Raw genomic sequence first — 26,889 nt, forward strand, 5'->3', positions numbered from 1 at the left:
CCATGAGCACAACGAACCTTGCCGGCCGGACCGCCATCGTCACCGGAGCCGGTTCCGGCCTCGGCCGCGCCGAAGCCATCGCCCTCGCGCAGGCCGGAGCCAACGTCGTCGTCAACGACATCGGTGCCGCCGCGGACGCCGTGGTCGCCGAGATCCGGGCCCTCGGAACGGGGGCCGTCGCCGTCAAGGGCGACGTCGGCAGCTGGGCGCTGGGCGACGAGATGGTCGCTGCCGCCGTCGACTCCTTCGGCTCGCTCGACATCGTCGTCAACAACGCCGGCGTCCTGCGCGACACGATGATCTTCAACCTCACCGAGCAGGCCCGGGACGACGTGCTCCGGGTCCACCTCAAGGGGCACGCGTCCCTCTCCCGCGCCGCCGCCGTCCACTGGCGTGCCGCGTCGAAGGCGGCCGGCGGGCCGGTCTACGGCCGGCTGATCAACACCTCTTCCGAGGCGTTCCTCTTCGGTGCCGCCGGACAGCCCAACTACTCCGCCGCCAAGGCTGGCATCACCGCCCTCACGCTCTCGGCGTCCCGGGGCCTGTCGCGCTACGGCGTCACCGCCAACGTCATCTGCCCGCGCGCCCGCACCGAGATGACCGCCCACGTCTTCGCAGAGGACACCCGCACCGACCAGCTCGACATCCTCGCGCCCGAGCGCGTCGGCACCTTCGTGTCCTACCTCGCCTCCCCCGCGTCGGCGGACATCAACGGCCGTGTCTTCGTCGTGTACGGCGACATGGTGGCGCTGATGGACTCGCCCAAGGTCGAGCAGAAGTTCACCGCCGCGGCCGGCACCTTCTCGCTCGACGAGCTGGACGCCCAGCTGTCGCCGTACTTCACCGGCCGTTCGCCGTACCAGAACTATGCGGCGTACAGCGTGGCCGAGCTCGACACGACGGGCATCGAACACATCGCGAGCTGAGCACCGACCCGGTTCGGGGTCACGCGTCCTCGTCGACCCAGCCCGCGGCGACGAACGCCGTGTGCGCGCTCGCGTAGCCGAGCCCGCGGTATGCCTCGAACTCGAGATCGCCGAACTTCTGGCGCAGCGTGGACGAGCGCGGGAAGTGGGCGTTGACGAGCCCGAAGGACTGGACGTTCGGCGGCAGCACCGACCACCAGTCGGTCTCTTTCGCATCCTCGGCGGGCGGGCCGGTCCGGACCGCCTTCACCACCACGACGTCGAGTCCGTGGCCTTCGTAGCGGCGCATCCACGGCGGCTGGCCGTCGTACTTGACCCGGCGGAGGTCGATGTTGAGGTCGGCACGCACCACGGCAATGGCGTCGCCGACCGCAGACCAGTGTCGATCGGGTCGTTGCTGGCATCCGGGACCAGCACCCGGCCGCCGGTGTTCTGCTCGACGCAGTGCCGCACGCACTCGACGAGGCCGGTGTTGTCGAGGTGTCCACCGTCGCTGACGTAGATCCAGCGGAAGTTGGCCGACGTGTTCCCGACGCCCTCCAGCGCCACCTGCCAGAGCCCCGGCTTCGCGGTCATCCAGAGGAAGTTGGGCGCTTGAGGAGGGTTCTGCGGTTGGTCGGTGGTGTGCATCGGGTTGCGCACCCACGCCCCCACGCGTGCGTTGAAGAGTGCGAGGAGGAAGCGGTACGGCGCCATCTGGGCGGCGTAGCGGCCCATGAGCGGCGAGACGGCGGCGCCGCTGATGGCCACCGAGGCCATGACGGAGACCCGGCCCGGGCCGGCGAAGTTCTCGTACTGCGCCGTGGGCACGCTGAGCCTGCGTCCCTCCTCACGGTGCACCTCGACCGTGGACTGGCTGAGGACGACCGGGAACCCACCGCGCATCGACGGCGCCTCGTTGGCGGCGCGCGAGTTGAGGGTTGCGACGACATGCAGCCGCGGGCCCGGGTGCAGCTCCACTGGCGAGGCGGCCGGCGGCCGGAACGCCGAGAACCGGTAGACCGCGCCCGGCGCGAGCTCCCCGGCGCGACCGCTCCCTGCTGGTGTCTCGTCGTCGACGCCCACCGCGAAGGCGTTGCTGAGACGAGACCGGTAGAAGCCGTGCAAGGACGTCGCGTTGGCATCGACCGGGGCGCCCGGGATGCAGGCGAACACGGTGAGGCCGACCGTCCAGACCCGGTGCGTGCCGCTCATCCCGACCCGAGAAGCCATAGGTCCACACCAGCACCGGGTAGGTGGCGACGAGCACGACGATGAGCAGCGGCAGCCGGGTGAGCAGAACGCGGCGTACTCGGGTCCACCGGCTCGCTGCTGCTGGTGCGTCAGGACTCGGCCCGACCCGGAGCAGGGCAGCCACGAGTGCGAGCAAGGCACTGATCCCCACCACCTGACCGGGCAGCGAGTCGTCCCCCGCGACGCTGCTCAACGTCTCGGAGTCGGCGCCGACGATGGTGAGGGTGGCCGGGTCAGCCGTGCGGGTCAGCGTCACCTCCCCGCCGCAGGCGCCGGCGGTGACCTCCTGCTTGGTGCCGGGGCTCAGCAGTGCGAGCTTGTCGGCGTCCTCGACCGCGGCTGCGAGGTCTGCCTCGAAGGCGCTGGCGCACCGCTCTTCCGTCGCGAAGCCCGCGGCCGAGATCGTCGCGGCCCCCGGGGTCGTCGGCTCGTTCTCGGTGGCGAGGTGGGTCAGGCCGGACACGGCGGCCGGCAGGCCGCAGGCGAGGAGCAACCAGCCGAGGCCGCCGACCACCAGCACGGTCCGCCAGCGGGCGGTCATCTCCATCCGCTTCAACGCTCCGCTGTGCACGTTCTGCGCCTCCGCGACCTCGGCGGGTGCATCGAAGGCCGCCGTCGCCCGCCAGCCGAGCAGCGTGAGCACCGCGACTCCGACCGGGCAGACAACCGGGAGCCCGAGCACGGGCCACCAGTCCCACCAGCGGTCCCACGTCGGCGCGAGGTCGAGCAGCTCATCGCCGGTGCCGGTCGAGCGGTCTTCGCCCAGCAGTCCGACGGACACAGCGACCTGCGAGGCGAGCCGGGCGACGAACCGGAGCACGAGCCCGAGCAGCAGCAAGTGCACGAGGGCACCCATCAGCAGTGAGACCAGTCCGTCGCGCGTGCGCCGGGTTGGTTCTGAACAGGTAGCGCGTATGACGGCGCAACCGTTCGAGCTCGGGCGATCCGGTGCTGTAGGCGGTGCGCCAGTCGCTCGCCGTGTCGCGGCGGCTGCCGTCGATGCGGAACGTGCGCCTGAGGGCGAGCGCGGCCGCGACGTAGCTGCCGCCGCTGACTGCGAAGACATGTGGCTCGTGCTTTGCGTCATCGACGCGGAGAGCGCCCGCCCTGTCCCGGACGGATTGGTAGCCACCGAGCACGAACGCAGCAGCACGGATCCCGCCACCCGAAGCGCCGATCGCCAACAGCCGCGGTCCCTTCTCGGGAATGGGGAGGGCCCCCTTCCGCGATGACGGTGCCGGTGCCGCTGGCTCGTCGGGCTCGGGGGGCGCCGACCTCGGTCGCCCGGACAGGAGGAGCAGCAGGACCACCCCCTCGAGGAGAACAGCGACGACGGCCACGACGTCCCAGCCCCATTCGCCGCGCGCCGCCACGAAGACCGCCCCCACGACGGCTGCGACCACCGCCGTACGCAGGACCCACAGCTGACCGAGCGTGGGCCGGTCAGGAGTGTTCATGGCACGGTGCTCGGCCGCGAGCACCGTGCACACGAGCTGGGTGGCGACCAGCAGGAGGATGAGGCACAGCGAGCTGCGGATCCACACGGCGGGTGAGTCGAGCTCGTTCACGACCGTGATCGCGCCGCCGGAGTTGAGGACCGCCACCGGGATCAGCAGGCAGGCAGGCCCCACGGCGGCCAGACCAACCCTGTACGCGACGCGCGACTCGCCCTCGGCGGCGGACGACCACTTCGGGCCGGACTCGTCGATGTGCTCGATGCGGACCGTCGGCGCCGTCGCCGTCGCCTCGTTGCTCCCAGCGGGGACGCTCTGCTGCGGAGTCTTCGAGCCAGAGGAGTCCATGCCGTCCCCCTTCGCCGAGGTGGCCCACCGATGACCACGCTGCGCCCGATGGTGCAGCCGCCGGAGACCGTCACGGGGCTGACGCGAGACTTTTCACCAAAAGGGGTGATCGGCTCACGGCTTCGGGACGGGGACCTCACTGACGGGGGTGACCGTGCTGGTGCAGCGCGTGAACCCCGGCCACAGGAACTTGTGGACCGCATCCACGTCGTCGGCCTCGACGACCGGGAACAGCGTGTGCTGGGCGTTGGCGCCGTACCGACCGATCAGCGTGACGCCGTCGACGCTCGCGTCGAAGAGCGAGTTGGAGCCGCCCTCGTCGCGTGGGCAGAGCTCGGGGCTGTGGACCTGCGTGATGTGGAAGAGCATCGCCTCACCATCCACCCGAGCCGCACGCGCGAGGGCTGGACGAGCCGTCAATCACCCAGATTCGGGGACGCTGCGAAACGGTCCAGGGGCTCCCACCCACATGCGGGCGATCAGCCGGTTCATGGGGAAGCGCTGAATCATCGGCAGCATGATCTTGTCGCGGGTGCGGGTGATGTCGGTGTAGGTCCACTCGACACCGAGTCGACTGCCGCCGTCGCCACTCGGTGCGATCCGCACCGAGCCCGTGCCGTGCCCGCCGTAGCTGCTCTCCACGATCGTCCACCGGACCACCGTCGGGTCGGACCAGTCGTAGCGGAGACGACCCAGTACGGCGAGCCGGGAGTGCTCTCCCGCGCGACCGCCCACGTGTCCCCGAGCTCGCGCAGCTCGTAGGTCTTCGGGTCGAGGGTCTTGTTCCAGATCTGCAGGCGACGGTCCGTGAAGTCGGTCAATGCCAGCAACACCTGCTCGGGCGACGCCTTGCTGGTCCCGTCGAATCGCACTCACCAATTTCAGCACCCGGGCGACGCGTCGTCCAGCAGTTTGATCAGCGCAGGGTGACCTCGGCGCCGCCGTCGACGTAGATGACCCGGCCGGTGATGTGGCTGTTCTCCGGCGACACCGGGAACGCCAGCACCTGCGCCACGTCCTCGGCCCGGAGGTAGCCGTTCAGCGGCATCGGCACGGCCGCGTCCATGACCTCCTTCATCGCGGGGTCGGCCATGAGGTCCTCGGTCATCGGCGTGAGCACCACGCCCGGTGCGACCACGTTGAGCGGGATGCCGGCCGAGGCCCAGCCCGGCTCGATCGCCGTACGGCGTGCCCACCGGGCCAGCGCGAACTTCGACGACGGATAGAGCTGCTGCGCCCGGCGATCGGCGATGGCGTCCTCGGCCGCTCGTACGGCGACGGCCTCGTCGCCCTCGAGGCAGGCCGAGACCACGGCCTCGTCGGTCGGGTGGGTCCCGGAGATGGAGCCGACCACCGCGACGCGCGGAGCCGACGACGCGGCCAGCGCAGGCTGCAGGGCGGCCACGAGCTCGGTGGTGCCGAAGAAGTTGACGTGCACCATCAGGACGCCCGGCACGGACGTACCAGCACAGGTGACGACCCCGTCGAGCACGCCACCGGCGGCCGCGGTCACCGCCGCGGCGGCGGCGGCCGCGGCCCTCGTGGCTCGAGAGATCTGCGACCACGTCGGCGTCACGGAGGTCGACGCCGATCACGCGATCCCCCTGCTTCTGCAGGAGATTCGTCAGGGCGGCGCCGATGCCGGACGCGGAACCAGTGACGGCGATGGTGCGTTCAGACATGTGATCCTCCGTCGGCGCGGATCTCCGCGCCGGTGATGTAGGCGGCGTCGGGTGACGCCGCGAAGGCGATGACCCCGGCGATCTGTTCGGGCGTGGCCGGTCCCATCAGGGAACGAATCCGGGCGTAGTAGCTCATGTCGAGATCGGCGGGAATGCCCTCGATGAGCGGCGTGGCTGTCGTCCCCGGCGAGACGGGCACGACGCGGATGCCGCGGTGCACGACCTCGGCCGCGAGAGCGAGGGAGAAGGCGAGCAGGGCACCCTTCGAGGCGGAGTACGCCGTCATGTAGGGATTGCCGTGCGCCGCCGAGGACGACGTCACATTGACGATCACGCCGGTGCCATCCGGCAGGTGGCGCAGGGCCTCGCGACAGAAGATGGCGGGGCCGACGGTGTTGACGGCGAAGAGCCGTGTCAGGTCGTCGACGGAGAGCGTCTCGATCGGCGTGGTGCGGTGAATGCCCGCGACGTTGATCAGGACATCGATGCCACCGAGCGTCTCCACCGCGGCCGCGACGGCGGTCACCACGGCTTCCTCCGAGCTGACGTCCGCGACGTGGGTGTGGACGCCCTCCAGCGAAGCGAGCCCCTCGACATCGAGGTCGACGGCGAAGACCAGCGCCCCCTCGGAGACGAGTCTCTGCACGGTCGCCCGGCCGATCCCGGAGGCTCCACCGGTGACCGGGACCTTTGTCCCGTCGAAGCGGCTCGCGCTCACGTCGGCGCGTTCCGAGCGGTCGACCAGCAGCAGCTTGCAGGCCAGCCGGATGTCGGTCTCGATCTCGTCGAGCTCGGTGCCGCTGCTGAGGCTCTGGGTCAGGACGCCGTACCAGGGTCTGCTCGAGCAGCCGCACGAGACGCAGGTCGTGGTCCGTCGGGTCGGACAGCTGCAGGGTGCGCACGATCAGGTCGAGGAACACGGCATCGGTGCGGACGGCGTCGGCGACCGTGTCGCCGTGCGCGGCGTTGTTGGACTGCATCATCGCCAGCGCGAGCAACGGTCAGCGCAGCAGCTGCTGGCTGGCGTTGATCAAAAGGTCGGCCACCGCCTCGACGGGGTCCCCGCCCGCCTCCGGCAGGACGGCGGTCTCCTCCAGACGCCCCACCTGCTGGGCCAGGAGGGCCGCGAAGAGGTGCGTCTTGGACGGGAAGTAGCGATAGAGCGTGGCGATGGCGACGCCCGCTTCCTTGGCCACGTCGTGCATCTGGACGCGCTCGAGCCCGTTGGCTGCACCGTGCTTGGCGGCGGCGCGAAGGATCCGCTGGTAGCGCGCCTTCTGGCCCGGGGAGCTCGGCTCCGCGGACGGTCTCACTTCGGCGATCCCGGGGCATGTCTCCCCCTGTGACGTCTGGTTCTGCTGAAGATAGTCGCGAAGAACCCGACTTCCCGGGACCTGCGATACCGATGAGTGGGACCGCTGCCCTCAGACGAGGTTGTCCTCGACCGGGATCCCGAAGGCGCCCTTGCCGTACATCGCCAGCGCTCGCTCGACGTCGTTGGCGACGTGCACGCTGCCGGCGTGGGCGTCGCGCCACGCGCGCTCGATCGGGTTGCCGCGCTTGAGCGAGTTGCCGCCGGCGGTCTTGAAGAGGATGTCGACCGCCATCAGGGCGCGCTCGGTGGCGCGCACCCGGTCACGACGGGTGCGCAGCCGCAGCTCCATCGGGATCTCTTCGTCGGCAACGGCGCAGTCGAGCAGGGCGCTGATGTTGCGGTCGAGCTGCAGGATCGCGGCGTCGGTCTCGGAGGCGGCCCGCGCGACGGCGACCCGGGCGAAGGGGTCCTCGGCAGAAGCGGCCGCCACCGAGGCTCAGCCGGTGCCGGTCCCCCATCATCGCGACGTACGCCGCCGGGCAACCGTCGACGACGCCGACGATCGGGGCGGTGATCGCGGTGGTGAAGATCGCGCCGAAGGGCAGCCGGTAGAGCGGCCCGGTGTTGACCTTCTGGCCGGGGCCGCGCAGCTGCGAGTGCTCGTAGTTGCGCAGGATGCGGTGGGCCGGAACGAACGCCTTCTCGACGATCAAGTCGTTGCTGCCCGTGCCGCGCAGGCCGATCACGTCCCACACGTCGTCGATCTCGTAGTCGGCACGAGGGACCAGCACGGTCAGGAAGTCGACAGCCTTGCCCTTCTCCCCCATCACCAACGCACCGACCAGCGCCCACTCGGCGTGGTCGCAGCCGCTGGAGAAGCTCCAGCGGCCGGTCAGCTCGAAGCCGCCGTCGACCTCGGTGAGACGACCGACCGGCGCGTACGACGAGCACACCAGCGTGTCCGGGTTCTGGCCCCAGACGTCGCGCTGCGCCTCGTCGGGGAAGAGCGCCAGCTGCCGGGGTGTACGCCGATGACCGACGTCACCCAGCCCGTGGACGCGCAGGCGTCGGAGACCGCGCGGACCACCTCGTAGAAGTCGACCGGGTCGGCCTCGATGCCGCCGTAGCGCGTGGGCTGGAGCATGCGGAAGACGCCGGCGGCCGTGAGCTCCTTGACCGTCTCGACCGGCACGCGCCGGTCGTCGTCGGTGGTGCGGGCGCGCTGGGCGATGCCGGGGAGGAGCGGCCGGACTGCCGCGAGGACGTCGTTGCTCATGGCGTCAGGATGCGCGCGGACGACCCGCCCTCCGGCGGCGGCTACCGCTCAGTGGGACTTCGGCCGTCCCGCGCCGGACGCGCGGCACAGACTCGCCGTACGCCATCCGGAAGTCCAGGAATCGGAGAAGAACATGACCGCAGTCGACGAGGTCCGCCGCATCGAGTCGGACGCCGCTCCCACGCGTTTTGCGCGCGGCTGGCACTGCCCGGGACTGGCCCGGGACTTCCGTGACGGCAAGCCGCACCGTGTCAAGGCCTTCGGCCGAGGAGCTGGTCGTCTTCTCCGGCGAGGACGGCAAGCTCAACGTGCTCGACGCCTTCTGCCGGCACATGGGCGGCAACCTGTCGCAGGGCACGATCAAGGGCAACGAGATCGCCTGCCCCTTCCACGACTGGCGCTGGGGCGGCGACGGCAAGTGCAAGGCCATTCCGTACGCGCGGCGAGTCCCGCTCCGTGCGCGGACGGCGTCGTGGCCGACGCTCGAGCAGGACAACCTGCTCTTCGTCTGGAACGACCCGCAGGGCAACCCGCCGCCCGAGGACGTGACCATCCCCGTCATCGAGGGCGCGACGCGCGACGACTGGACCGACTGGGTCTGGTACACCACCGTCATCGAGGGTGCGCAGTGTCGCGAGATCGTCGACAACGTGGTGGACATGGCGCACTTCTTCTACGTGCACTACTCGTTCCCGACGTACTTCAAGAACGTCTTCGAGGGGCACACGGCGACCCAGTGGCAGAAGGGTGTCGGCCGTGAGGACGCGCGTCCGCAGGCTTCGCAGAGCGGGGTCGCCAAGATGATCGGCAACACGAGCGTCGCGGCCTACCACGGCCCGTCGTTCATGATCGACGACCTGACGTACCACTACGAGGACGGCGACGTCGACAGCGTCCTGATCAACTGCCACTACCCGATCTCCGAAAACTCCTTCGTGCTGCAGTACGGGATCATCGTGCAGAAGGCCGAGCACCTCCCCGATCCCGAGGAGATGGCCCGCAAGATGGGCGACTTCATCAAGATCGGCTTCGAGCAGGACGTCACGATCTGGAAGAGCAAGGCCCGCATCGACAACCCCTTGCTGTGCGAGGAGGACGGCCCGGTCTACCAGCTGCGCCGTTGGTACGAGCAGTTCTACGTCGACGTCGACGACGTCACCGAGGAGATGACCGAGCGCTTCGAGTTCGAGATCGACACGACGAAGCCCAACGAGGCCCGGCGGGCAGAGGTCGCCGCGAACATCGCGGCCCGCGCCTCGTCATGACCACCCACCGTCCCGCTCCGCGCCCCGACGTTCGGCTGGACGACGGGGCGCTGGAGCGAGTCACGTGCACCACCTGTGCGGCCGGGGTCGAGGTCCGCAAGAGCAGCTGGGAGCAGACCAGCATCCAGTGGCACACCGACGCGCTGGGCGCGTGCCCGGAGCGGCGTGCTTCGTCACCCGGCGCCGGCCCCAACGCGACCTTTGCTGGTTGTACGGCGCTGGGTGACGCGATCCGCGAGGCCGCGGTCCGAGGTTCGTTGTCTGTTCAGTCGGGCGAAGCCCTCCCCGCCAATCCCGAAGGGACGTCCCACTGATGCTCGAGAAGTACGGCCCCCGGGCAGTCATCGCCGGCGGCTCCGAGGGCGTGGGCGCCTCCTTCGCGCACCAGCTCGCGGACCGTGGCTTCAACCCGGTGCTGATCGCCCGCAAGCCCGGCCCCCTCGAGTCAACCGCTGCTGACGTACGCCAACGTGGCGTCGAGGTCCGCACGCTCGCGCTCGACCTGCTGGATCCCGCGTCGGTGCCTCTCATCGTCGCCGCCACCTCCGACGTGTCGGTCGGGCTGCTGATCTTCAACGCCGGAGCGAACAGCTACGGCCACGACTTCATCGACGGCGCCCTCGTCGGGCATGCCGGCGTGATCGGGCTCAACATCACCGCCCAGCTCGCGCTCACCCACCACTTCGGCGGACTCATGAAGTCACGCGGTCGGGGGCGGGATCATGCTCGTCGGCTCCCTCGCCGGCTACACGGGTTCTGCACGCCAGAGCGTGTACGGCGCCGTGAAGGCCTTCAGCCGCGTGTTCGCGGAAGGCCTCTGGCTCGAGCTCCGCGATCACGACGTCGACGTGCTCGAGCTCGTGCTCGGCGTGACGCGGACTCCGGCCATGGAGCGGGCCGGCCTGAACTTCGACATCCCGGGTCTCAACGTGGGCGAGCCCGACGACATCGCTCGCGAGGGGCTGGCCCACCCGGCCGACGGCCCGGTGTGGGTTGCCGGTGGGAACGCCTCTGCCGCCGCAAAGCGGAACGGGGCGGACCGTGCGAAGCTCGTCTTGGGTGCGCACGAGGCGATGAGTCGACTGCTGCCGACTTCGCCCTGAGCTGTCAGAGCTCGACGTAGACGTCGTCGCCGTCGACGGTGACCTCGTAGGTCGTCAAGGGCGACGGCTGCCTGCCCAGCGCGATCATCTTGCGCGACCAGCGGGGCATGTCCCTCCCGGCGAAACCGGGCGCCCAGTCGAGGTTCTCGCCCGATGCCGAGTCGAAGCGGGAGTTGTGCCACGGACAGACGACCCGGCCGTCGGCGTACCTCAGACCGCCCGGCCCCTTGGTGAGGGAGAAACCCGGGTGGGGACAGCGATTTCGCGCCGCGCACAAGGATTCGCCGGCAAGGCCGACAACGACGGAGGTGCCCGCGGCGTCCACGGGATGCAGCTGACCGTCGGCGAAGTCAGCCACGCTGCCCACTCTTACCCGACCCGACATGTCACGTCTCCTCGTCCCGAGTGCCTCCCTCCGTTGTACCAGCGCCCCGCCGCTTGCGTCACCCGTCCAGCGTCCGGCGTCAGGACGGCGGCAGCGAGATACCGTCATGTGATGTCTCAGGACATCGGTAACGAAAGTGCATCAGGACATCGGTGACAGTTGGTGTCTCAGGACTTTGGTGACGGTTCTGGGTTCTTCGGCTGCGGCCCCGGTGGTCGGCCGTTGCCGACGTACCTCACCCCGGGTGTTGGGCGAGTGTGCTCGGCAAGGATTTCGCCGTCCGGGTTGGCGATGGTGAGGGCATCGCCGGCGGTGACGACCAAGACGTGTTGGAGTCCGTATTGGCCTCCAACCAGATAGGTGACGGAGTCCAAGCGGAAGGTGCCCGCAGTGGTGAGTCTCTTCAGGATGGTGCCCTCAGGAAGGTCCGCGGGCGCCTGTACTCGAGGTCGTCGGAACGCAGGTGCCACCGGCGGTGGAAGACGTGGCCGGTCGGGTTTGGGGCGAGGAGCCTCGGTCTTCTCCGTGGCCGCCCAGGCCGTCTGCAGGGGTGACGCGGCCGGGTAGCCCTTGGTGGGGGCGCTCGGTGTTGTAGATGTGGTCGAATGCGTCGACTGGGGCCTGCAGTGCGGACAAGCTGTCGGCGAGAGCGGCTGCTTGTCGAGGTAGCGGAACAAGGTCTGGTGAAACCGTTCGTTCTTGCCCTGCGTGGTCGGCTTGTACGGCTTGCCGGTGATCGCTTCGGTGCCCGGGCTCGACCTGTGTTCCACGAGCTGGCCCGGGAATCCGCGCCGCGAGGGGTTGAGCGCGGCGCCGTTGTCGGACAGGAGTCGTTGGGGCACCCCGTGCGCTTGCACGGCCTTGTCGAAAACGATGATCGCGTCCTCGGCGGGTCTCGCCCCACGCGACGTGGGGAGGCAACCGCGTAGCGGGAATGGTCATCGATGAGCTGGAAGATCACGCACTTGCGCCCGCCACTGAGCACGTACTCGGTGGCGTCCAACTGCCAGCAAGCGTTCGGGGCCGGATAGACGAACCGCCGCCATGCCGAGCGCGGCTTCTTCTTCGGCTCGAGACGAGCGACGCCGGCTTGCCGGAAGATCCGGGCCAGCGACGCGATCGAGGGCACCGGATCCAGCCCCATCGTGTGCATCTTGTCGTGCACGCTGATCGGCCCGTGGTCCAGCCCGGAGGCCTCTAACGCCGCTCGCACCTGCACCGCCTGCTCCTTGACCTCGTCAGTGAGCTTCGACGGGCTCGACATTGGGCGCCGGGACCCGGGCTCGAGCACCGCTGCTGGCCCGTCGGCCTCGGCGCGATTGCGCAGCTCGTAGAAGGACTTGCGCGAGATGCCGTGCTCGGCGCAGAAGGTCGAGACCGCGCCACGTGGCGCGTCGTCTGGCCACTGTGCGATCGCGAGACGGACACGGGGATCGATGGGTTCATTGGCAGCCACCGCCCGACCCTCGCGGCCGAAGTGTCACCACCAAGAACAACCAAAGTGTCACCGATGTCCTGATGCAGAACTGTCACCGATGTCTTGGGAGATGACAAAGATACCTTCACAAAACCTGTTGACTCGAACACCTGTTCGAGAGACAATGGGACATGGCCACCGTTCCGCCCCTCCAGACCGCCTCCCCGGCGGCGCTGACGGACGCGGACCCGGCTCGCGATGAACTCTCTGACCGGGCCTTCCTCGAGGCCGCAGGAGCGGATCTTCTCGTACGCCGCCACGCTGAGGTCGCCGAGCTGGTCCGCGCCGCGGCGTGGGCAGCCCGGGCGGGTCACCCGCGCGACGAACGCGACCCGATGACCACCCCGGGCGGCGACGGCACCCCCTCGGTGCGCGAGTACGCCATCCCCGAGCTCGCCATGGCCCGCGAGACCCACCCCGCCACCACCCGCGCGCTGATGGCCGACGCACTCGACCTCCAGCACCGACTCCCCCGCACCCGGGCCGTCGTGGTCGCTGGCGAGTGCGAGCCCCGGGTGGCGCGCAAGGTCGCGGTCATCTCCCGCGGCCTGCTGGCCGATGTTGTCGGCATCGTGGACCGCGCCGTGGCTTGGGCAATCGCCGGCCACTCACCGTCCACCGTGTTCGAGATCGCCCGGGCCAAGGTGATCGAGGCCGACCCCGAGACCCACGCCGGCGAGCGGGAGCGGTCGCGACACCAGCGCTACGTCTCGCTCTCGCGATCGGACGAGTTTGGCTATATGTGCATCATCACCCGGACCACCGCGGGTGACGCCGTCATGATCGACGCGGTGGTCGACCGGGTCGCCGATATCCTTGCGCTCACCCACGGGCACGACCACAACCGCGACGAGCTCCGCTCGATGGCGATGGGCTGGCTCGCCCGTCCGGTCGACCTGCTCAAGCTGCTGCTCGACCACACCGAGACCGACGCCGACCCCAACTCGGAATCGGACGAGCAGCCGGCCTGGGCACCCGACCACATGCGCGACACCGTCGAGCGGCTCTGCTCGCTCACCTCCAAGAAGCTCGCCACAATCCGTGGCCGTGGTCAGCTGTTCGTCCACCTCAGCGATGCCGCCCTCCGTTCGGGTCGCGGCGTCGCCCGGATCGAGGGCGTCGGCCCGATCGACGTGGCCCAGCTCCACGAGGTCCCGGGCCACTGCGATGTCACCGTCACACCAGTCCTCGACCTGTCGGATCGCCCGCGGGCCGATGCCTACGAGCACCCCGAGGTCATGAAGGACCACGTGTGGGCTCTCACGGGCGGCGATGTCTTCCCCCTCTCCCCGCGCACCGCCACCCGGTCCGGCGTCGACTTCGACCACACATCGCCGTACGACCCGACGGGGCCACCGGGCCAGACGGGGCCGCACAACTCGGGCCCGCTTCGAAGACGACACCACCGCTGGAAGACCCGCGGCGGCTACAACTGCCGAGTCGCCGGCCCCGGCCGCCACCTCTGGCAGACACCGAACAACCTGACCTACCTCGTCGATGCATCCGGCACGAGGCGACTCAGCGACGACGACGCCGAGATCATGCTCACCGCGCCCGAAGGCGTGGAGATCTACCTCAGCGACGTCGAGCTGTCGGTCGAGGACTGAGCGGCAACGAGCGCACGGGCGTGAGGGCAGAGGACGTAGTCGACCTCGCCGGGGGCGATCCACGACCGGGGGCTTGACGCTCGGCGGAGTCTTCACCCACGGCGGGCACTCCTACGCCGGGCGCGACCGGGTCGCGGCCGCCTCGAACGACGAGGTCACAGCGATTGAGCGCGCCGTCGAGGTTCTTGTGGCAGCCGGGTTCGCCGTACCGATCCGAAGTGTTGGGTCGACACCGACAGCGATCGAATCCGCCAAGGGACCCGGTCAACGAGATCCGGCCCGGGACGTACGTCTACAACGACCGGCTGCAGCTCCAGCTCGGCTCGTGCGAGCCGACTGACCTCGCGCTCCCGGTGGCGACGACGGTGGTCAGCCACTCGGGCGGGCGGTTCGTGCTGGACGCGGGCGCCAAGACGCTGACCAAGGACGTGCCGGCGGTACTCACCGGATTCGGCGCACTCCCCCACTATCCGCAGGCTGCGATCGAGCGGGTCTACGACCACCACGCCATCGTCAATCCGGGTGGCGGCGGACGACCGGCGATCGGAGAGATCGTTGCCGTCGTCCCCAACCACGTGTGCCCGGTGGTCGATCTTGCTGCGACGACGGTGATCGTGAAGGACGGCGAGATCGTTGACCGGTGGCGGGTCGACGCGCACAACCGTTCGGGCTGAATCTCGAGGACCTTGGTTTCCGACACGCTCGTTCCTCGCTGCTCAACCAGCGGTCCAATGCGGGCGGCCTCGCTGCTCAACCAGCGGTCAGGGCCGGTCCGGGGAGGCGGGCCATGGCGGCCCGCGCTTCGCCGTACGCATCCTCGAAACCACCGGCGGTCTTCGCGACGATGGCACCTTCGTAGAGCAGGTGCGCGTGCGCGCCCACGGCCTCGGCGTCGGGGATCCCGGCCTCGTCGACGAGGCGCACGAAGAGGGCTCGCATGTAGCGCTTGTCCTCGCGGATGACGGCGTTGCCCGGGTGGTCGGTGCCGCCGAGCTCGGCGTACGCATTGACGAAGGCGCAGCCACGGTCCTGCTCGCGCGCATGCAGCCGCGAGCGCGTCCATCACGGCCGGGACGCGCTCTGGGCTCGGCTCCGGAGCATGGCGCTCGAGGTGGTCGGACAGGAAGTCGATCCATCGGGCCGCCCGCCGGGTGAGGTAGGCGGCGACCAGCTCGTCCTTCGAACCGAACCTGTCGTAGAGGGTCTTCTTGGTCGTCGCGGCCTCGTCGGCGATCAGGTCGACGCCGACGGCCCGGATGCCGCGCTCGTAGAAGAGCGCGCTCGCGGTGTCGAGGATGCGCACCCCCGCCGGGGTGTTCGCGTTGCGAATCGTCGTGGTCATTTCCTACCTCCCAAGGACACTGCGAGTATACAGACCGGTATGGTTATGTCGAGGCATGAACCGCTTCGCCCCCATTGCCCCGGTCGTCCTCTGGAGCTCCGGCTTCGTCGGCGCCACCCTCGCCGCCCAGTCAGCGCCCGCGGAGACGACGCTCCTGTGGCGCTACATCGTCGCGGTCGTGCCGCTGCTCGGGTGGGCGCTGTGGAGCAGACGGCGGTACGGCGCCCGGTTCCTCGTCCGAGAGGGCGCGATCGGGATCCTCGCCCGGGGTGGCTACTGCCCGGGCGTCTATCGGGCCGCCGATCTCGGCGTGCTGCCCGGAACGTCGGCGCTCGTGGCCTCGCTGCAGCCACCGTTGGTGGCGGCCGTGCTGTGGGCCGGATCGGGAGGCCGGACCGACCGGCGCCGGGCGCTGGGGCTGGTGACCGGACTCGCCGGAGTGCTGCTCGTTGTCGGCGGTGACATCGGCGGCGCGGGCGGCACCGCCGGGCTCACGGCGGTCGGGCTCGGCACCCTCAGCCTGACTGTGGCGACCCTCGTCGCGAGCCGCTGGCCCGAGCCGCCGAGGGAACGGCGTGATGGACTCGCTCGCCGTCCAGTCGGTCGTCGCGCTCGGCTTCTTCGCGGCCGTCGCCCTCGCGACCGGGACCGCCGCGCCACCGCGGGACGGCGACTTCTGGTTGGCCATCGCGTGGCTCGTGCTGCTGCCGGTCCTCGGTGGCTACGGCACCTACTACTACGTGCTGCGGACCTCCGGGCCGGTGGCCGTGAGCGCCCGGGCTCTACCTGACTCCCGCGGTCGCAGCCCTCTGGGCGTGGCCGATGTTCGGAGAGCCGTTGACTGTCCGCGCCGCCGTCGGATTCCTGATCGCAGCGGCGGGCGTGGCGGCCGTCGTACGCCCGAGACAGCCCGTCAGCCGGTCGTCGACGCGGGGAGGTCAGCGTCGAGGCGGTCCGGGAGGCTGCCCGGAGCCGGCGCAGCTGCCGGGACTCGGTCACGTTCAGGCCCAGAGACTCCACCAGACGGGTGGGAACGTCGGAGACCCGATCCTGCAGGTCCTGCCCGGCGGCGGTGACCGCGACCAGCACCCGCCGTTCGTCGTCCTCGTCGCGTCGGCGGGTGACGAAGCCGGCCTGCTCGAGCCGCTTGAGGAGCGGGAGTGAGGGTGCCGGAGTCGAGCCGGAGTCGGCTCCCCAGCTCGCCGACGGTCATCGGTTCACCCTCGTCCCAGAGGGCGAGGAGCGCGAGGTACTGCGGATAGGTGAGTCCGTGGTCCTGCAGGAGCGGGCCATAGGCGCGCGTGACGGCCCGGCTGGCGGCGTAGAGCGGAAAGCAGAGCTGGGCATCGAGGTCGAGCTGGGGGTGACGGGACACACAGTGATCATATCTTGCTCAATTTGATTGTGCACAATTAGATTGTGGACATGAAGACTCTCTACACGACCACCGCCATCGCCACCGGAGACGGCCGCAACGGCCACGTCCAGACCACCGACGGCCTCCTCGCCGCCGACGTCCGCATGCCCGCCGAGCTCGGCGGCCCGGGCGGCGCGACCAACCCCGAGCAGCTCTTCGCCGCCGGCTACGCCGCGTGCTTCCACTCGGCACTCAAGCTGGTGGCCGGCGCGGATGGTGTCGACGCGACCGACAGCGAGGTCGTCGCGGACGTGTCGTTGGGTGCGCTCGAGAACGGCGCCTTCGCTGTCCGTCGCGCTCGAGGTGACCATCCCGGGCGCCGAGCGTGAGGTGGCCGAGAAGGTCGTCGCGCGCGCCCACGAGGTGTGCCCGTACTCCAACGCCACCCGCGGCAACATCGAGGTCGTGCTCACCGTCGCGTGACGCTGGGTGACCTTGGTTTCGACACGCTCGGCCGCGGGCGGCCTCGCTGCTCAACCGGCGGATTCGGCTGGTCTCAGGACCGCGAAATCGCCCAGCCCGATCCTGATCTCGAACACCCGGTGGGCGATCAGCCAGCCGGAAGGTCCGCGGACCCGGGAGTCGTCGTACTCCCCCGGGCACTCGTAGAACGATCCCGCCATCGGCCCGGCGCCGACGTGGTGCACGCGGGCGTAGGTGAAGGACCGGGCGGTGTCGCCGACGACCGTGACCCGGTGGTTGCCCAGCAGGTGCTGCGTCGGGCCGACGCCGCCGAGGTGGGCCTGCATCTGGGCCACGATGGCGTCCGGGCCGGAGCGGCTGTAGGCGAACGCGTCCGGGGTCAGCAGCGAGCGGATCGTGGGCCAGACACGAGCGTCGGTCGCCGAGGCGAAGGACGCCAACGCCTCGACGATCTCGGAGCGATCGCTCATGACGCGGCGGCCGTCCGTCCCGCACGGCGGCCGAAGAACGTGCCGTCCCCGAGCGAGGTGCCGCTGATGTATCGCTCGCCGTGCATCCCGGAGGAGGCACGCCCGGCGGCGTACAGACCCGGAATCCTCTCGCCGGTCATGGACAGGACGTGGCCGTCGGGGGTGGTGTGCAGTCCGCCGAGCGTGAAGCCGGAGAAGCCCGTCCCGGGCACGGTCGTGGAAGTCGGGAAGAAGCCGAGCCGCGGGTCGAAGGCCGCGAGCCCACCGGTGAGCGGGCGCAGCCAGCGGGAGTCCTTGTGGAACATCGGGTCCTGCCCGTTGACGGCATCGCGGTTGTACGACGCCACCGTCGCCGCGAAGGCACTCGCAGGAATCGAGAGGTCGGCCGCGAGCTCCTCGGGCGTCTCAGCAGCGAACGAGGGGTGGATGCCCCAGTGTCCGTGATCGCCTCGAGACCGTCCTCGTCGATGATCACCCAGCAGGGGCCGGGCTGGGCGAGTGCCGCGTGGCTGAAGTGTCCGGGATAGACGTCTTCGTTGATGAAGCGATGGCCCGGGGAGTTGACCAGCATCCCTCGGCAGACCATCTCGGGCAGCGCGGTGTAGGCCGCTTCGATCATCGACATCCGGCGGGTGGCGGCGCCGACGGCCCTGGGCCATCAGGATGCCGCTGCCGTCGTCGAGACCGTCGCTGACCTTGCCGTGCCCGAGCAGTGACGGCGCGTGGTCGGCGAGCATCTGCTCGTTGTCGACGAAGCCGCCGGTGGTGAGCACGACGGAGTCGGCGCGGAAGGACTCGTCCGCGCCGTAGCGGCGGGCGTTCACCCCCACCACGCGGCCGTCCTCGACGATCAGTGAGGTGGCGCGGGTGTCGACCTCGACACTGACGCCCGGGGAAGAAGCGTGGGCGACCAACGTGTCCATCAGCAACTGCCCGGTCGACATCGGCACCGGGCCACGGTGCCCGCGCGGTGCGGGCTTCGCGATCTCGTTGTAGGGCCGGGCGTTCTCGCCGAGCCACTTCAGGCCGTCGGTGGTGGCCGGCATCCGGGCCCGGCCCTCGAACATGGTCGGCTGGATCACGACGCCGCAGGAGACGAGCCACTCGTAGTGGTCGACCGAGCCGTAGCAGTAGAGGCGCACCTTCTCGAGGTCCGCGTGCGGGCCGAGGGCGGTCGACAAGAAGTCGAACATGTCGTCCGCCGTGTCGCTGAAGCCGCAGGCCTGCTGGATCGCCGTGCCGCCGCCGAGGTAGAGCTCGCCACCCGACAGGGCCGACGACCCCGCCCGGTCCACTCGCGCGCTCGAGCACCCGGACCGAGGCCCCGGCGGAAGCCGCAGAGATCGCAGCAGCCGCACCGGCCGCGCCGAAGCCGACGACCGGGACGTCGGTCACGAGAACGCCGCCAGCGGCTCCGAACCCGACCAGTCGTGACCCCAGTAGGAGTCGGCGGTGATCTCCTCGGCGGTGTAGTAGGTCTCGTCGACGGTCATGCCCTCGACGCCGTACTCCAGGTCCCAGCCGCCGGGGGCACGGACGTAGAACGAGACCATGTGGTCGTTGGTGTGGCGACCGAGCGTGGACGAGATCGAGAAGCCGGCGCGGTTGACCTTGTCGAGCGCGCGCCCGACGGCGTCGAGCGAGTCGACCTCGACCATCAGGTGCACCAGCCCGGGCGGGTCGCCGTGCGGCGCGGGCACGACGGCCGGGCTGTGGTGGCGCTGGTTGACGCCCATGAAGCGCACGCGCCGCGGCGTACCGACAGCGGCGACGCCCTTGTCCCCCAGCCGGATCGCTCCGCGCGGCAGGAAGCCGAGCACCTCGGTGTAGAACTCGACGGTGTCGTCCATGGCGGTGGTCGGCAGGACGACGTGGCCCGTGCCCCGGTCGCCGGTGATGAACTTCTGCGCCAGCCCTGTCAGCAGCGGGCTGTGGTCGAGCCGCGGGCCGAAGAAGACCTCGACGGGCGTACCCGCCGGGTCGTCGAAGGCGATGGCCGCCTCGACGCCGCGCTCGTCGCACTCCGGCCCGGCCGAGCTCCTTGACGACGTAGCCCGCTGCCTCGACCGAACGCCCGATCTCGGCGAGAGCGAACTGGTCGCGCACCTCCCAGCCGACGGCGAGCACGGTGTCGGACTGGCCGGGCAGCACGATCAGCCGCGACTCCCGCTCGTCGACGCGCAGGTAGAGACCTCCCTCCACGGGACCGGTCGTCTCCTGCATGCCGAGGCAGTCGACGGTCAGCTCGCGCCAGCGCGCGACGTCCCGGGACTGCACCTTGAGGTAGCCGAGGCCACGGATCTGTGTCATGTGATCTCCTCAGATCATCGAGAGCATCGGGCCGGGCGGCGGCACGATGTCGAGGTCGGTCAGCGCGGTCGCGTGGAACACCGAGCCGGGCACGTGGATCGCGTGCGCCGGGCCCATGTGGCCGTCACGCCAGAACCGCTGGATCGGGTTGTCCATCCGCAGGCCGTTGCCGCCGGACCGGGCGACGACCTCGTCCATCGCGCGCACGGCACGCCGGGCGGCGGCGACCTGCGTACGGCGACTGGCGGCGCGCTCGTTGAAGCTGATCTGCTCCCCCGCGGCGACCTTGTCGTAGATCGAGGTCACGTTGGACAGCAGGGCAGTGCGCGAGGCCTTGATCTCCTCGGCAGCAGCGGAGATCGCGAACAGCACGTAGGGGTCGTCGGAGATCCCGGTGCCGGTCACCTGCACGCGCGTGCGCTGGTAGGCCATGTGGTGGGCCAGCGCGCCCTCGGCGATGCCGATCACGGCGCTGGTGATGCCGAGCGGGAAGATCGTCGTGAACGGCACGGCATAGGTCGGGTTGGTGCGGCCCGAGGCCGCCAGCGCCGAGCCGTCCATCATCGTGCTGAACGCGACGGCACGCTCGGACGGGATGAACGCGTCCTTGACGATGACGTCCTTGGAGCCGGTGCCACGCAGGCCCACGACGTCCCACGAGTCCTCGACGATCGTGTAGTCGGACCGCGGCAGGATCACGTGATAGCTCTGCGGCGGCATCAGCCGCTCGCCGTTCTCGTCGCCGAGGAAGGCGCCGAGGAAGATCCACTGGCAGTGGTCGGTCCCCGACGAGAACTGCCAGCGCCCGTTGAAGACATATCCGCCGTCGACCGGCTTCAGGATCCCCATCGGTGCGTACGGCGACGCGATCCAGGTCTCGTCATCGGACCCCCAGATCTGCTCCTGCACGCCGGAGTCGCACAGGGCCATCTCCCATGGGTGCACCCCGACGATGCCGGCGACCCAGCCGGTCGCGCCGTCGAGGGAGGCGATCCGCATGACGGTCTCGGCGAAGTCGCGCGGGTGCGCCTCGGCGCCGCCGTGCTCCGCTGGCTGCAGCATCTTGATGACGCCGGTGTCGCGCAGGATCTTGGCCGTGGAGTCGTCGAGCTTGCCGAGCTTCTCGTTGGACTCGCCGAGGGCGGCGAGCTCGTCGGCTCGTTCCTCGACTGCTTGCAGGGCGGTGTTCATGAACAGACGTTCGCAGCGTTTAGGCCGACCCGTCGCCCGATCTCCCGTTGAGCGGGACGTGCCATCAGGCGTCGTAGGTGACCTTGAGCCGCTCGCTGCGAGCGGTCGCCCGGCAGGCCGGGATCAGGCCGTCCGCGAGGTCGGTGGCGTCCGGGACCTCGTTGTTCTCCGGGTCGACCTCACCCTCGAGCAGCACGCAGGCGCAGGCACTGCAGGCGCCCTCGCGGCAGGAGAACGGCGCCTCGATCCCGGCCGCGAGCAGCACGTCGAGCAGCCGGTTGCCCTCTGGCCACGGCACGCTGCGGGTGTCGCCGTCGAGGGTCACCTCGACCTCGCTGGAAGCCGCGCCGTCGTCGATGACGACGGCCGCTTCGTGGAAGGGGTCGTTGTGCAACGAGGTGAAGCGCTCGACGTGGACGTGGTCCCTCGGAACCCCGGCGTCTGCCAACGCTGACGACACGAGGTCCATGAACGGGCCGGGTCCGCAGATGAAGGACTGGCGGTTCGGATAGGCGGCGACGACTCCTGCGACGCCCGCCGCGCTCGGCAGCCCGTCGACGGATTGCAGCCAGTGGACGACGGTCAGGCGATCGCCGTACGACTCGGAGAGGGCAGCGAGCTCGTCGCGGAAGATGATCGAGTCGGGATCGCGGTTCGCGTAGACGAGCGTGACCGCACCCGTCCCGGAGTGCAGCGCGGTCTTGAGGATCGAGAGCACCGGCGTGATCCCGGAGCCGCCGGCGAAGAGCAGGAAGTCGTCATCGAGGTGCTTGGGCGTGAACGTGCCCGACGGCTTCAGCACGTCGAGGACGGTGCCGGCGACGACGTTGTCGCAGATCCAGTTGGACGCGTAGCCGTCGACCGTCCGTTTGACCGTGACCTTGGCCTTCTCGTCGAGGGCCGGCGAGCTGCACAGGGAGTAGCAGCGGGCCGCTCCCCCGTCACGATCGGTCGGGATGCTCAGCGTGAGGAACTGACCGGGCCGGTAGGACAGCGTGCTGCCGTCCACCGGCTCGAGCACCAGCGAGTGGGCATCCGCGGTCTCGCGGACCACCTCGACCACGCGCACCCGGAGGGTCATGACAAGGCGCCTGCCGCGTGCTTGACGGCGACGTAGCCGAAGACGATCGAGGGGCCGATGGTGGCGCCCGGGCCGGCATACTCCGTGCCCATCACCGACGCCGACGCGTTGCCGGTGACGTAGAGGCCGTCGATGACCGAGCCGTCCTCGCGCAGCACGCGGGCGTGCTCGTCGCAGACCAGCCCGCCCTTGGTGCCGAGGTCGCCGACGTCGAGCCGGACGGCGTAGTAGGGCCCGGTGTCGATCGTGTCGAGGTTGGGGTTCTTCAGCGTCGGGTCGCCGTAGTAGCGGTCGTAGGCGCTGTTGCCGCGGGCCGAACTCGAGGTCGATGCCGGTGCGGGCGAAGTCGTTGAAGGTCGCCACGGTCGCGGTCAGACCCTTCAGCCCGACCGTGTCCGCGAGCTCGTCCGGGGTCTCAGCCCTCACGACGAGGCCCGCGTCGTAGAACGACTTCGGGAACGGCTGTCCGGGCAGGATCTGCGCGAACGGGTAGCGACGACGCGCCTTCGCGTCCATCACGAACCACGCCGGCACGTGCTTGCCGTCCAGCTGGTCGTGGACGAAGTTCGTGTACGGCGACGACTCGTTCGTGAAGCGCCTGCCGTCCGACGAGACGATGACCGAGCCGGGGATGCAGCGCTCGGAGACCAGCGGGATGCTGGCGCCGCTGGGGTGCGTCACCGACGGCATCCACCATGCGTCGTCCATCAGGTCGACCGCGGCACCGAGACCGATGCCGGCGGTGATGCCGTCGCCGACGTTCTCGCGGGCGCCGAGGCTCAGGTCCTCACGGCCGCCCTCTGGCAGCCACGCGTTGCGCATCTCCCGGTTGTGCTCGAAGCCGCCGCTGGCGATGAGGACGCCCTTGCGGGCGTGGATCCTCTTCGTCTCTCCGTCCTTCGTCACGGAGACACCGACCACGCGGCCGTCCTCGACGACCAGCGAAGTCATCGGGGTCTCGAGCCAGAGCGGGACACCGGCGTCCTTGAGCGCCATCCTCAGCCGGGCCACCAACGCGCGACCGCCCGTCGACATGTGGCGTCGGCGGATCACGTTGGACGCGACCCGCCGGGCGGCGACGAAGGCTGGCGCGACGGCCGCCCCACGTGCGCTTGACCATGGCCGGGTTCTTGTAGTCCTTCGCCGTGATCCACAGGCCCAGCGGGCCCTTCATCGAGTTGGGACGCTGGAACTTCTCGTCCTCCCCGAGCTTGCGGGTGTCGAACGGCACGGCCTCGATCGACCGGCCGAGCGGCTTCCCTCCGGAAAGCTCGGGGTGGTAGTCGGAATAGCCCTTGGTCCAGAAGAACTTCACCCACCTGCTCTGCTCGAGCAGCGCCATGGCGGCGGGTCCGTGGTCGACGTACGCATCGAGGCGCTTCGGCTCAGCGCGCTCGCCGATCAGCTCGTCGAGATAGGTCCGGATCGACTCGCGGCTGTCGTCGTGACCGGCGCGGCGCAGGGTCGGGTTGTTGGGCACCCAGATGCCGCCGCCAGAGATGCCGGTGGTGCCGCCGTAGAGCTTGGCCTTCTCGACGATGACGCAGCTGAGGCCGACGTCGTGCGCGGTCAGTGCCGCGGCCATCCCGCCGCCGCCGCTGCCGACGATGACGAGGTCGAACTCGTCGTCCCATTCTTCGTGCACAGCGCTCATTCGGCACCTCGCAGCAGGAAGGCCAGCACGGTCGCTTCCCGAGGCAGTCTTCTGCTCGATCATCACCCAGTGTCCGCAGTTGGGGAACACGTGAACCTCCACGTCGGGGATCGTCCGCATCGGCAGGAGCGCCATGTCCACGGGACTGACCCGGTCGTCCCGGCCCCACGTGATGAGGGTCCGGGCCTTGATCTTGTGCAACATCGCCCAGTACGGCGCCGCGTCGCTCTCCGCAGCGGAGGCGGCGCGGGCGGCCATGGCCGCACTGCCGTACATCCGCCGCGAGAAGTCGAGGGTCTCGGGCTGGGTGGCCTGCTCCCAGCGGGTCTCGACCATCTCGTCGGTGACCATCGACTGGTCGAAGACCATCGACTTCAGCCACTGGACGAGGCGCTCGCGCGTCGGGTCGTCGGTGAACTCCATCAGCAGGTTGATGCCCTCACCGGGGAACGGGCTGAAGATGTTCTTGCCCATCCCACCGATGGTGACCGGGCTGCGCACCCGGTCGGGGTGGTTGATCGCGAGCTGGGCGGCGACGATGCCGCCCATCGAGTTGCCGATGACGTCGACCCGGTCGAGGCCGAGGCCGTCGAGGAAGCCGATGACCGACGCCGGCGCCGCCAGCATCGGGTGCTGGTCGGTCGGATCGCTCACGCCGAAGCCGGGGAACTCGAGCACCGTGCAGCGGAAGTGCTGCGACAGCGCGGGCAGGTTGCCCTCGTAGTTGCGCCATCCCGTCACCCCGGGGCCGGAGCCGTGGAGCAGCAGGAGCGGCGGGCCGTCTCCCACGTCGTAGTACCTCAGCACACCGCTATCGGTGGCCAGCTCCTTCAGCATCAGCATCCTCTTCCCCGGTCGGTCCACCGACCGTAGGCATTCACGCTTGCGACACGCCCCGAGGCTCCCGGTCACCGAGACCTCGACAGGGGCGTTCGCCGTACGGACCTAACGTCGGCCTCATGAGCACTCACGACGTGGTCGAAGCCCCGACGCCCGACGAGCTGCGTCGCGCGATGGGCGCCTTCGCGTCCGGGGTCACGGTCGTGACCGGACTCGAGTCGGACGAGCCGATCGGTTTCGCCTGCCAGTCCTTCGCGTCGGTGTCGCTGGACCCGCCGCTGGTGCTCTTCTGTGCGGACCATCGCGGCCGCGCCCGGCCGCGGATCCGGACCGCCGGGCGCTTCACCGTGAACGTGCTGGGTTCGGACCAGCAGGACGTGTGTTCACGCTTCGGGTCGAGCCGCGGACTGAAGTTCGACGGACTCGAATGGGACGTCTCGCGCTGGGGCACGCCGTCGCTCCGTGACGTGCTGCTGCGAGTGCACTGCGAGGTCTTCGACGTGCACGTCGCCGGCGACCACGACGTGGTGCTGGGCCGGGTGCTGGAGGTCGAGCTGCTCGAGGACGAGCCGCCGATGATCTTCCACCGCGGTGGCTTCGGCGTGCAGACGACGCCCGCCTCATCACTCGACGAGCCGGCCCTGTGGGGCTGGGGCGACCACTGGGGCTGAGCCCCCGGGCGGGTCCTAGAACCAGCTGCCGGTCTGGCCGGCAACGACCGAGCGCTCCGGGGTGGCGGCGGGAGTAGTTGTGCTCCCCGGTCGGCGACATGCGACGAGCGGTACGCGGCTCGCTGACGCGCGGGAAGAGCTCGAGCGACACGCGGTGGGCGGCGTCGGCGACCAGCGGGGCCACCTTCTCCATCGGCGCGCGGGTGTCGCCCACGAGCGAGATCGCGGCGATCGGGCCCTCGGGGCTGCGGATCGCGGCAGCCACGCAGGAGATCTGCGAGAAGCACTCGCCCTTCTCGAAGGCGACGCCGCGGCGGGCGCGGATGCGGTTGAGCTCCCGGTGCAGCAGGCCGACCTCGCCGATGGTGAGGTGCGTCTGGCGCTCGAGGTTGGCCTCGGGGTTGGAGGAGAGCCGCTCCTCGACCTCCTCCGGCTGCAGCCGGGCGAGCATCGCCTTGCCGAGCGCGGTGCAGTGGGCAGGGGCGTGACCGCCGACGCGGGAGGGTACGGCGGCGGCGAACCGGCCGCCGACCTTGTCGAGGTAGAGCACCTCGGCCTCTTCGAGGACGGCGAGGTGGACGACGAGTCCCGTCTGCACGCTGAGCTGGTGCAGCAGCGGCGCGGCCGCTTGGCGCACCTCGGCGTGGTCGTCGCCGCCTCCCCCGAGGCTGAGCGAGCGCTTGCCGAGGCAGTAGCCGAACGTCGTGTGGTCGAGCCAGCGCAGCTTCACCAGCTGGTCGAGGATCCGGTGGGCCGTGGAGCGCGGCAGGTGCGTGCGGCGGGCCACCTCCTCGAGCGTGAGGCGCGTCGAGCGGGCACCGAACTCATCGAGGATCAGCGTCATCCGCTCCACCATGCTCGGCGGGAGTGCCGGGCGGCTTTCGAGCTCCACGGTTGCGACGGACATGATGGCCTCCACGACTCAAAACTAGAATGAATTCTTGTTTTGGACTGTAGCAAGCGTCACACCCGGGCGCCAGCCAAAACTAGAAGGAAGTTCAGAAATCTTTCCCGGCCACCGGGAACCGCAGTCCGCGGCCGAGCGATCACGCGGTAGACACCCGTCCATGCGCATTGGAATCGCAAGCCCGATCGTCACCGCCGTGCTCGGCGCGCACTCCCCATGGGAGACCACGGCCGGGATCGCCGAGCTTGCGCAGATCGCCGAGGCCGCCGACCGGCTCGGCTTCCACCACCTCACGTGCAGTGAGCACGTCGCCGTACCGGAAGAGATTGCGGAGGAGCGCGGCGGCACCTACTGGGATCCGCTCGCGACCTTCGGGTATGTCGCCGCGCGCACGACGCAGATCAAGCTCGCCACGCAGGTGCTGGTCCTCGGCTACCACCACCCCCTCGAGATCGCGAAGCGCTACGGCACCCTCGACCGGGTCAGCGGGGGCCGGCTGGTCCCGGGCCCTG

At 69.9% G+C, this 26,889-nt stretch carries 28 protein-coding genes and 9 pseudogenes; 12 read left to right on the forward strand and 25 right to left on the reverse strand.

Annotated features, from left to right (window positions below):
• The first annotated feature begins 2 nt into the window (after positions 1–2).
• On the forward strand, positions 3–926 hold the full coding sequence (locus LP418_RS28570; protein ID WP_257954581.1) for a 3-oxoacyl-ACP reductase: 924 nt from the start codon (positions 3–5) through the stop codon (positions 924–926).
• Between the two features lie 19 nt (positions 927–945).
• On the opposite strand, the gene LP418_RS28575 is transcribed toward LP418_RS28570, so the two are convergent.
• From LP418_RS28575 to LP418_RS28625, 12 genes and pseudogenes are all read right to left on the reverse strand, one after another.
• Positions 946–1,176 (reverse strand): hypothetical protein, encoded by a 231-nt coding sequence (locus tag LP418_RS28575; RefSeq protein ID WP_257954582.1) that lies wholly within the window; start codon positions 1,174–1,176, stop codon positions 946–948.
• Positions 1,173–1,811: a hypothetical protein gene (locus LP418_RS28580; protein WP_257954583.1), complete on the reverse strand. Its 639-nt coding sequence runs from the start codon at positions 1,809–1,811 to the stop codon at positions 1,173–1,175. Before LP418_RS28580 ends, LP418_RS28575 begins: the two co-directional genes overlap by 4 nt.
• Complete coding sequence (locus tag LP418_RS28585) at positions 1,756–3,003, reverse strand: hypothetical protein (RefSeq protein WP_257954584.1); 1,248 nt, start codon at positions 3,001–3,003, stop codon at positions 1,756–1,758. Before LP418_RS28585 ends, LP418_RS28580 begins: the two co-directional genes overlap by 56 nt.
• Positions 2,891–3,961, reverse strand: coding sequence for a hypothetical protein (locus tag LP418_RS28590; RefSeq protein ID WP_257954585.1), 1,071 nt, complete (start codon positions 3,959–3,961; stop codon positions 2,891–2,893). Before LP418_RS28590 ends, LP418_RS28585 begins: the two co-directional genes overlap by 113 nt.
• Before the next feature lie 114 nt (positions 3,962–4,075).
• Positions 4,076–4,330, reverse strand: a complete 255-nt coding sequence (locus tag LP418_RS28595; RefSeq protein ID WP_257954586.1) for a DUF3303 domain-containing protein — start codon at positions 4,328–4,330, stop codon at positions 4,076–4,078.
• Positions 4,331–4,381: 51 nt separating this feature from the next.
• Complete coding sequence (locus LP418_RS28600; RefSeq protein ID WP_257954587.1) at positions 4,382–4,696, reverse strand: hypothetical protein; 315 nt, start codon at positions 4,694–4,696, stop codon at positions 4,382–4,384.
• Between the two features lie 181 nt (positions 4,697–4,877).
• Positions 4,878–5,537 carry an SDR family oxidoreductase gene (locus LP418_RS28605; protein WP_257954588.1) on the reverse strand — a complete coding sequence of 220 codons (660 nt, stop codon included), beginning with the start codon at positions 5,535–5,537 and terminating at the stop codon, positions 4,878–4,880.
• Between the two features lie 98 nt (positions 5,538–5,635).
• On the reverse strand, positions 5,636–6,361 hold the full coding sequence (locus LP418_RS28610; RefSeq protein ID WP_257954589.1) for an SDR family NAD(P)-dependent oxidoreductase: 726 nt from the start codon (positions 6,359–6,361) through the stop codon (positions 5,636–5,638).
• 127 nt (positions 6,362–6,488) lie between these two features.
• Positions 6,489–6,641: pseudogene (locus LP418_RS34985) on the reverse strand (hypothetical protein); the annotation flags it as partial.
• Between the two features lie 3 nt (positions 6,642–6,644).
• Positions 6,645–6,956, reverse strand: a complete 312-nt coding sequence (locus tag LP418_RS28615; RefSeq protein WP_257954590.1) for a TetR/AcrR family transcriptional regulator — start codon at positions 6,954–6,956, stop codon at positions 6,645–6,647.
• 111 nt (positions 6,957–7,067) lie between these two features.
• Positions 7,068–7,448 (reverse strand): hypothetical protein, encoded by a 381-nt coding sequence (locus LP418_RS28620; protein WP_257954591.1) that lies wholly within the window; start codon positions 7,446–7,448, stop codon positions 7,068–7,070.
• Between the two features lie 402 nt (positions 7,449–7,850).
• Positions 7,851–8,234 carry an acyl-CoA dehydrogenase family protein gene (locus LP418_RS28625; protein WP_257954592.1) on the reverse strand — a complete coding sequence of 128 codons (384 nt, stop codon included), beginning with the start codon at positions 8,232–8,234 and terminating at the stop codon, positions 7,851–7,853.
• Positions 8,235–8,464: 230 nt separating this feature from the next.
• On the opposite strand from LP418_RS28625, the gene LP418_RS28630 reads away from it, so the two are divergent.
• The 3 genes from LP418_RS28630 to LP418_RS28640 are packed head-to-tail and all read left to right on the forward strand — an operon-like array spanning position 8,465 to position 10,622.
• Complete coding sequence (locus LP418_RS28630; RefSeq protein WP_272496299.1) at positions 8,465–9,499, forward strand: Rieske 2Fe-2S domain-containing protein; 1,035 nt, start codon at positions 8,465–8,467, stop codon at positions 9,497–9,499.
• The gene (locus LP418_RS28635) at positions 9,496–9,813 is read left to right on the forward strand and encodes a hypothetical protein (RefSeq protein ID WP_257954593.1); all 318 of its coding nucleotides are present in this window, start codon (positions 9,496–9,498) and stop codon (positions 9,811–9,813) included. The genes LP418_RS28630 and LP418_RS28635 overlap by 4 nt, the downstream gene beginning before the upstream one ends.
• The gene (locus tag LP418_RS28640; RefSeq protein WP_257954594.1) at positions 9,813–10,622 is read left to right on the forward strand and encodes an SDR family NAD(P)-dependent oxidoreductase; all 810 of its coding nucleotides are present in this window, start codon (positions 9,813–9,815) and stop codon (positions 10,620–10,622) included. Before LP418_RS28635 ends, LP418_RS28640 begins: the two co-directional genes overlap by 1 nt.
• Here LP418_RS28640 and LP418_RS28645 read toward each other — a convergent pair.
• Both LP418_RS28645 and LP418_RS28650 read right to left on the reverse strand, forming a co-directional pair.
• Positions 10,607–11,095 (reverse strand): Rieske (2Fe-2S) protein, encoded by a 489-nt coding sequence (locus LP418_RS28645; protein ID WP_336275854.1) that lies wholly within the window; start codon positions 11,093–11,095, stop codon positions 10,607–10,609. The two genes, LP418_RS28640 and LP418_RS28645, sit on opposite strands and share 16 nt — an antisense overlap.
• 59 nt (positions 11,096–11,154) lie before the next feature.
• Positions 11,155–12,443: pseudogene (locus LP418_RS28650) on the reverse strand (integrase core domain-containing protein).
• A gap of 152 nt (positions 12,444–12,595) precedes the next feature.
• On the opposite strand from LP418_RS28650, the gene LP418_RS28655 reads away from it, so the two are divergent.
• The 3 genes from LP418_RS28655 (at position 12,596) to LP418_RS28665 (ending at position 14,745) form a co-directional block, all read left to right on the forward strand.
• Complete coding sequence (locus LP418_RS28655) at positions 12,596–14,071, forward strand: DUF222 domain-containing protein (RefSeq protein ID WP_257954596.1); 1,476 nt, start codon at positions 12,596–12,598, stop codon at positions 14,069–14,071.
• Between the two features lie 73 nt (positions 14,072–14,144).
• Positions 14,145–14,411, forward strand: a complete 267-nt coding sequence (locus LP418_RS28660) for a hypothetical protein (RefSeq protein WP_257954597.1) — start codon at positions 14,145–14,147, stop codon at positions 14,409–14,411.
• A 13-nt stretch (positions 14,412–14,424) separates the two neighbouring features.
• Complete coding sequence (locus LP418_RS28665) at positions 14,425–14,745, forward strand: hypothetical protein (protein ID WP_257954598.1); 321 nt, start codon at positions 14,425–14,427, stop codon at positions 14,743–14,745.
• A gap of 76 nt (positions 14,746–14,821) precedes the next feature.
• Here LP418_RS28665 and LP418_RS28670 read toward each other — a convergent pair whose 3' ends face one another.
• Together LP418_RS28670 and LP418_RS28675 are read right to left on the reverse strand one after the other, a co-directional pair.
• Positions 14,822–15,010 (reverse strand): hypothetical protein, encoded by a 189-nt coding sequence (locus LP418_RS28670; protein WP_257957293.1) that lies wholly within the window; start codon positions 15,008–15,010, stop codon positions 14,822–14,824.
• A gap of 280 nt (positions 15,011–15,290) precedes the next feature.
• Positions 15,291–15,413 (reverse strand): annotated as a pseudogene (locus LP418_RS28675) (TetR family transcriptional regulator); the annotation flags it as partial.
• Between the two features lie 55 nt (positions 15,414–15,468).
• Between LP418_RS28675 and LP418_RS28680 the strand changes: the two are divergent.
• Positions 15,469–16,203 (forward strand): DMT family transporter, encoded by a 735-nt coding sequence (locus LP418_RS28680; RefSeq protein WP_257954599.1) that lies wholly within the window; start codon positions 15,469–15,471, stop codon positions 16,201–16,203.
• Positions 16,204–16,376: 173 nt separating this feature from the next.
• Here LP418_RS28680 and LP418_RS28685 read toward each other — a convergent pair.
• A pseudogene (locus tag LP418_RS28685) lies at positions 16,377–16,788 on the reverse strand (MarR family winged helix-turn-helix transcriptional regulator); the annotation flags it as partial.
• A 41-nt stretch (positions 16,789–16,829) separates the two neighbouring features.
• Here LP418_RS28685 and LP418_RS28690 point away from each other — a divergent pair.
• Positions 16,830–17,253 (forward strand): annotated as a pseudogene (locus LP418_RS28690) (organic hydroperoxide resistance protein).
• A gap of 50 nt (positions 17,254–17,303) precedes the next feature.
• Here the strand turns inward: LP418_RS28690 and LP418_RS28695 are convergent.
• The 3 genes from LP418_RS28695 to LP418_RS28705 all read right to left on the reverse strand — a co-directional run bounded on the left by LP418_RS28695 (position 17,304) and on the right by LP418_RS28705 (position 19,573).
• Complete coding sequence (locus LP418_RS28695; protein ID WP_257954601.1) at positions 17,304–17,723, reverse strand: nuclear transport factor 2 family protein; 420 nt, start codon at positions 17,721–17,723, stop codon at positions 17,304–17,306.
• Complete coding sequence (locus LP418_RS28700; protein WP_257954602.1) at positions 17,720–19,018, reverse strand: FAD-binding protein; 1,299 nt, start codon at positions 19,016–19,018, stop codon at positions 17,720–17,722. The genes LP418_RS28695 and LP418_RS28700 overlap by 4 nt, the downstream gene beginning before the upstream one ends.
• A gap of 96 nt (positions 19,019–19,114) precedes the next feature.
• A complete protein-coding gene (locus LP418_RS28705; RefSeq protein WP_257954603.1) occupies positions 19,115–19,573 on the reverse strand; it encodes a VOC family protein in 459 nt (152 codons plus the stop codon).
• Positions 19,574–19,594: 21 nt separating this feature from the next.
• Here LP418_RS28705 and LP418_RS28710 point away from each other — a divergent pair, with 21 nt between their 5' ends.
• A complete protein-coding gene (locus LP418_RS28710; protein WP_257954604.1) occupies positions 19,595–19,768 on the forward strand; it encodes a hypothetical protein in 174 nt (57 codons plus the stop codon).
• 106 nt (positions 19,769–19,874) lie between these two features.
• Here LP418_RS28710 and LP418_RS34990 read toward each other — a convergent pair.
• The 4 genes and pseudogenes from LP418_RS34990 to LP418_RS28730 all read right to left on the reverse strand — a co-directional run.
• Positions 19,875–20,033, reverse strand: a pseudogene (locus tag LP418_RS34990) (2,3-dihydroxybiphenyl 1,2-dioxygenase); the annotation flags it as partial.
• A gap of 9 nt (positions 20,034–20,042) precedes the next feature.
• Complete coding sequence (locus LP418_RS28715) at positions 20,043–21,224, reverse strand: acyl-CoA dehydrogenase family protein (RefSeq protein WP_257954605.1); 1,182 nt, start codon at positions 21,222–21,224, stop codon at positions 20,043–20,045.
• A 64-nt stretch (positions 21,225–21,288) separates the two neighbouring features.
• Positions 21,289–23,340: an FAD-binding protein gene (locus tag LP418_RS28725; protein WP_272496300.1), complete on the reverse strand. Its 2,052-nt coding sequence runs from the start codon at positions 23,338–23,340 to the stop codon at positions 21,289–21,291.
• Between the two features lie 175 nt (positions 23,341–23,515).
• A pseudogene (locus LP418_RS28730) lies at positions 23,516–24,802 on the reverse strand (alpha/beta fold hydrolase); the annotation flags it as partial.
• 170 nt (positions 24,803–24,972) lie between these two features.
• On the opposite strand from LP418_RS28730, the gene LP418_RS34995 reads away from it, so the two are divergent.
• A complete protein-coding gene (locus LP418_RS34995; RefSeq protein ID WP_257957229.1) occupies positions 24,973–25,470 on the forward strand; it encodes a flavin reductase family protein in 498 nt (165 codons plus the stop codon).
• Between the two features lie 166 nt (positions 25,471–25,636).
• On the opposite strand, the pseudogene LP418_RS35000 reads toward LP418_RS34995, so the two are convergent.
• Positions 25,637–26,377: pseudogene (locus LP418_RS35000) on the reverse strand (IclR family transcriptional regulator); the annotation flags it as partial.
• 160 nt (positions 26,378–26,537) lie between these two features.
• On the opposite strand from LP418_RS35000, the pseudogene LP418_RS35005 reads away from it, so the two are divergent.
• Positions 26,538–26,825: pseudogene (locus LP418_RS35005) on the forward strand (LLM class flavin-dependent oxidoreductase); the annotation flags it as partial.
• Between the last annotated feature and the right edge of the window lie 64 nt (positions 26,826–26,889).

Origin of the sequence: Nocardioides sp. B-3 (genome assembly GCF_024703895.1) — a bacterium.
In the GTDB taxonomy this organism is placed as follows: domain Bacteria; phylum Actinomycetota; class Actinomycetes; order Propionibacteriales; family Nocardioidaceae; genus Nocardioides.

Excerpts from the sequence above, each read along its gene's own strand:
- LP418_RS28580 (WP_257954583.1), bottom strand. The coding sequence starts at position 1,811 with ATGCGCGGTGGGTTCCCGGTCGTCCTCAGCCAGTCCACGGTCGAGGTG.
- LP418_RS28725 (WP_272496300.1), bottom strand. The coding sequence starts at position 23,340 with ATGTCGACGGGCGGTCGCGCGTTGGTGGCCCGGCTGAGGATGGCGCTC.
- LP418_RS28680 (WP_257954599.1), top strand. The coding sequence starts at position 15,469 with ATGAACCGCTTCGCCCCCATTGCCCCGGTCGTCCTCTGGAGCTCCGGC.
- LP418_RS28705 (WP_257954603.1), bottom strand. The coding sequence starts at position 19,573 with ATGGACGACACCGTCGAGTTCTACACCGAGGTGCTCGGCTTCCTGCCG.
- LP418_RS28715 (WP_257954605.1), bottom strand. The coding sequence starts at position 21,224 with ATGAACACCGCCCTGCAAGCAGTCGAGGAACGAGCCGACGAGCTCGCC.
- LP418_RS28645 (WP_336275854.1), bottom strand. The coding sequence starts at position 11,095 with ATGACGGTATCTCGCTGCCGCCGTCCTGACGCCGGACGCTGGACGGGT.
- LP418_RS34995 (WP_257957229.1), top strand. The coding sequence starts at position 24,973 with ATGGGCGCCTTCGCGTCCGGGGTCACGGTCGTGACCGGACTCGAGTCG.
- LP418_RS28695 (WP_257954601.1), bottom strand. The coding sequence starts at position 17,723 with ATGAGCGATCGCTCCGAGATCGTCGAGGCGTTGGCGTCCTTCGCCTCG.
- LP418_RS28590 (WP_257954585.1), bottom strand. The coding sequence starts at position 3,961 with ATGGACTCCTCTGGCTCGAAGACTCCGCAGCAGAGCGTCCCCGCTGGG.
- LP418_RS28640 (WP_257954594.1), top strand. The coding sequence starts at position 9,813 with ATGCTCGAGAAGTACGGCCCCCGGGCAGTCATCGCCGGCGGCTCCGAG.
- LP418_RS28670 (WP_257957293.1), bottom strand. The coding sequence starts at position 15,010 with ATGCGAGCCCTCTTCGTGCGCCTCGTCGACGAGGCCGGGATCCCCGAC.
- LP418_RS28625 (WP_257954592.1), bottom strand. The coding sequence starts at position 8,234 with ATGAGCAACGACGTCCTCGCGGCAGTCCGGCCGCTCCTCCCCGGCATC.
- LP418_RS28595 (WP_257954586.1), bottom strand. The coding sequence starts at position 4,330 with ATGCTCTTCCACATCACGCAGGTCCACAGCCCCGAGCTCTGCCCACGC.
- LP418_RS28570 (WP_257954581.1), top strand. The coding sequence starts at position 3 with ATGAGCACAACGAACCTTGCCGGCCGGACCGCCATCGTCACCGGAGCC.
- LP418_RS28635 (WP_257954593.1), top strand. The coding sequence starts at position 9,496 with ATGACCACCCACCGTCCCGCTCCGCGCCCCGACGTTCGGCTGGACGAC.
- LP418_RS28655 (WP_257954596.1), top strand. The coding sequence starts at position 12,596 with ATGGCCACCGTTCCGCCCCTCCAGACCGCCTCCCCGGCGGCGCTGACG.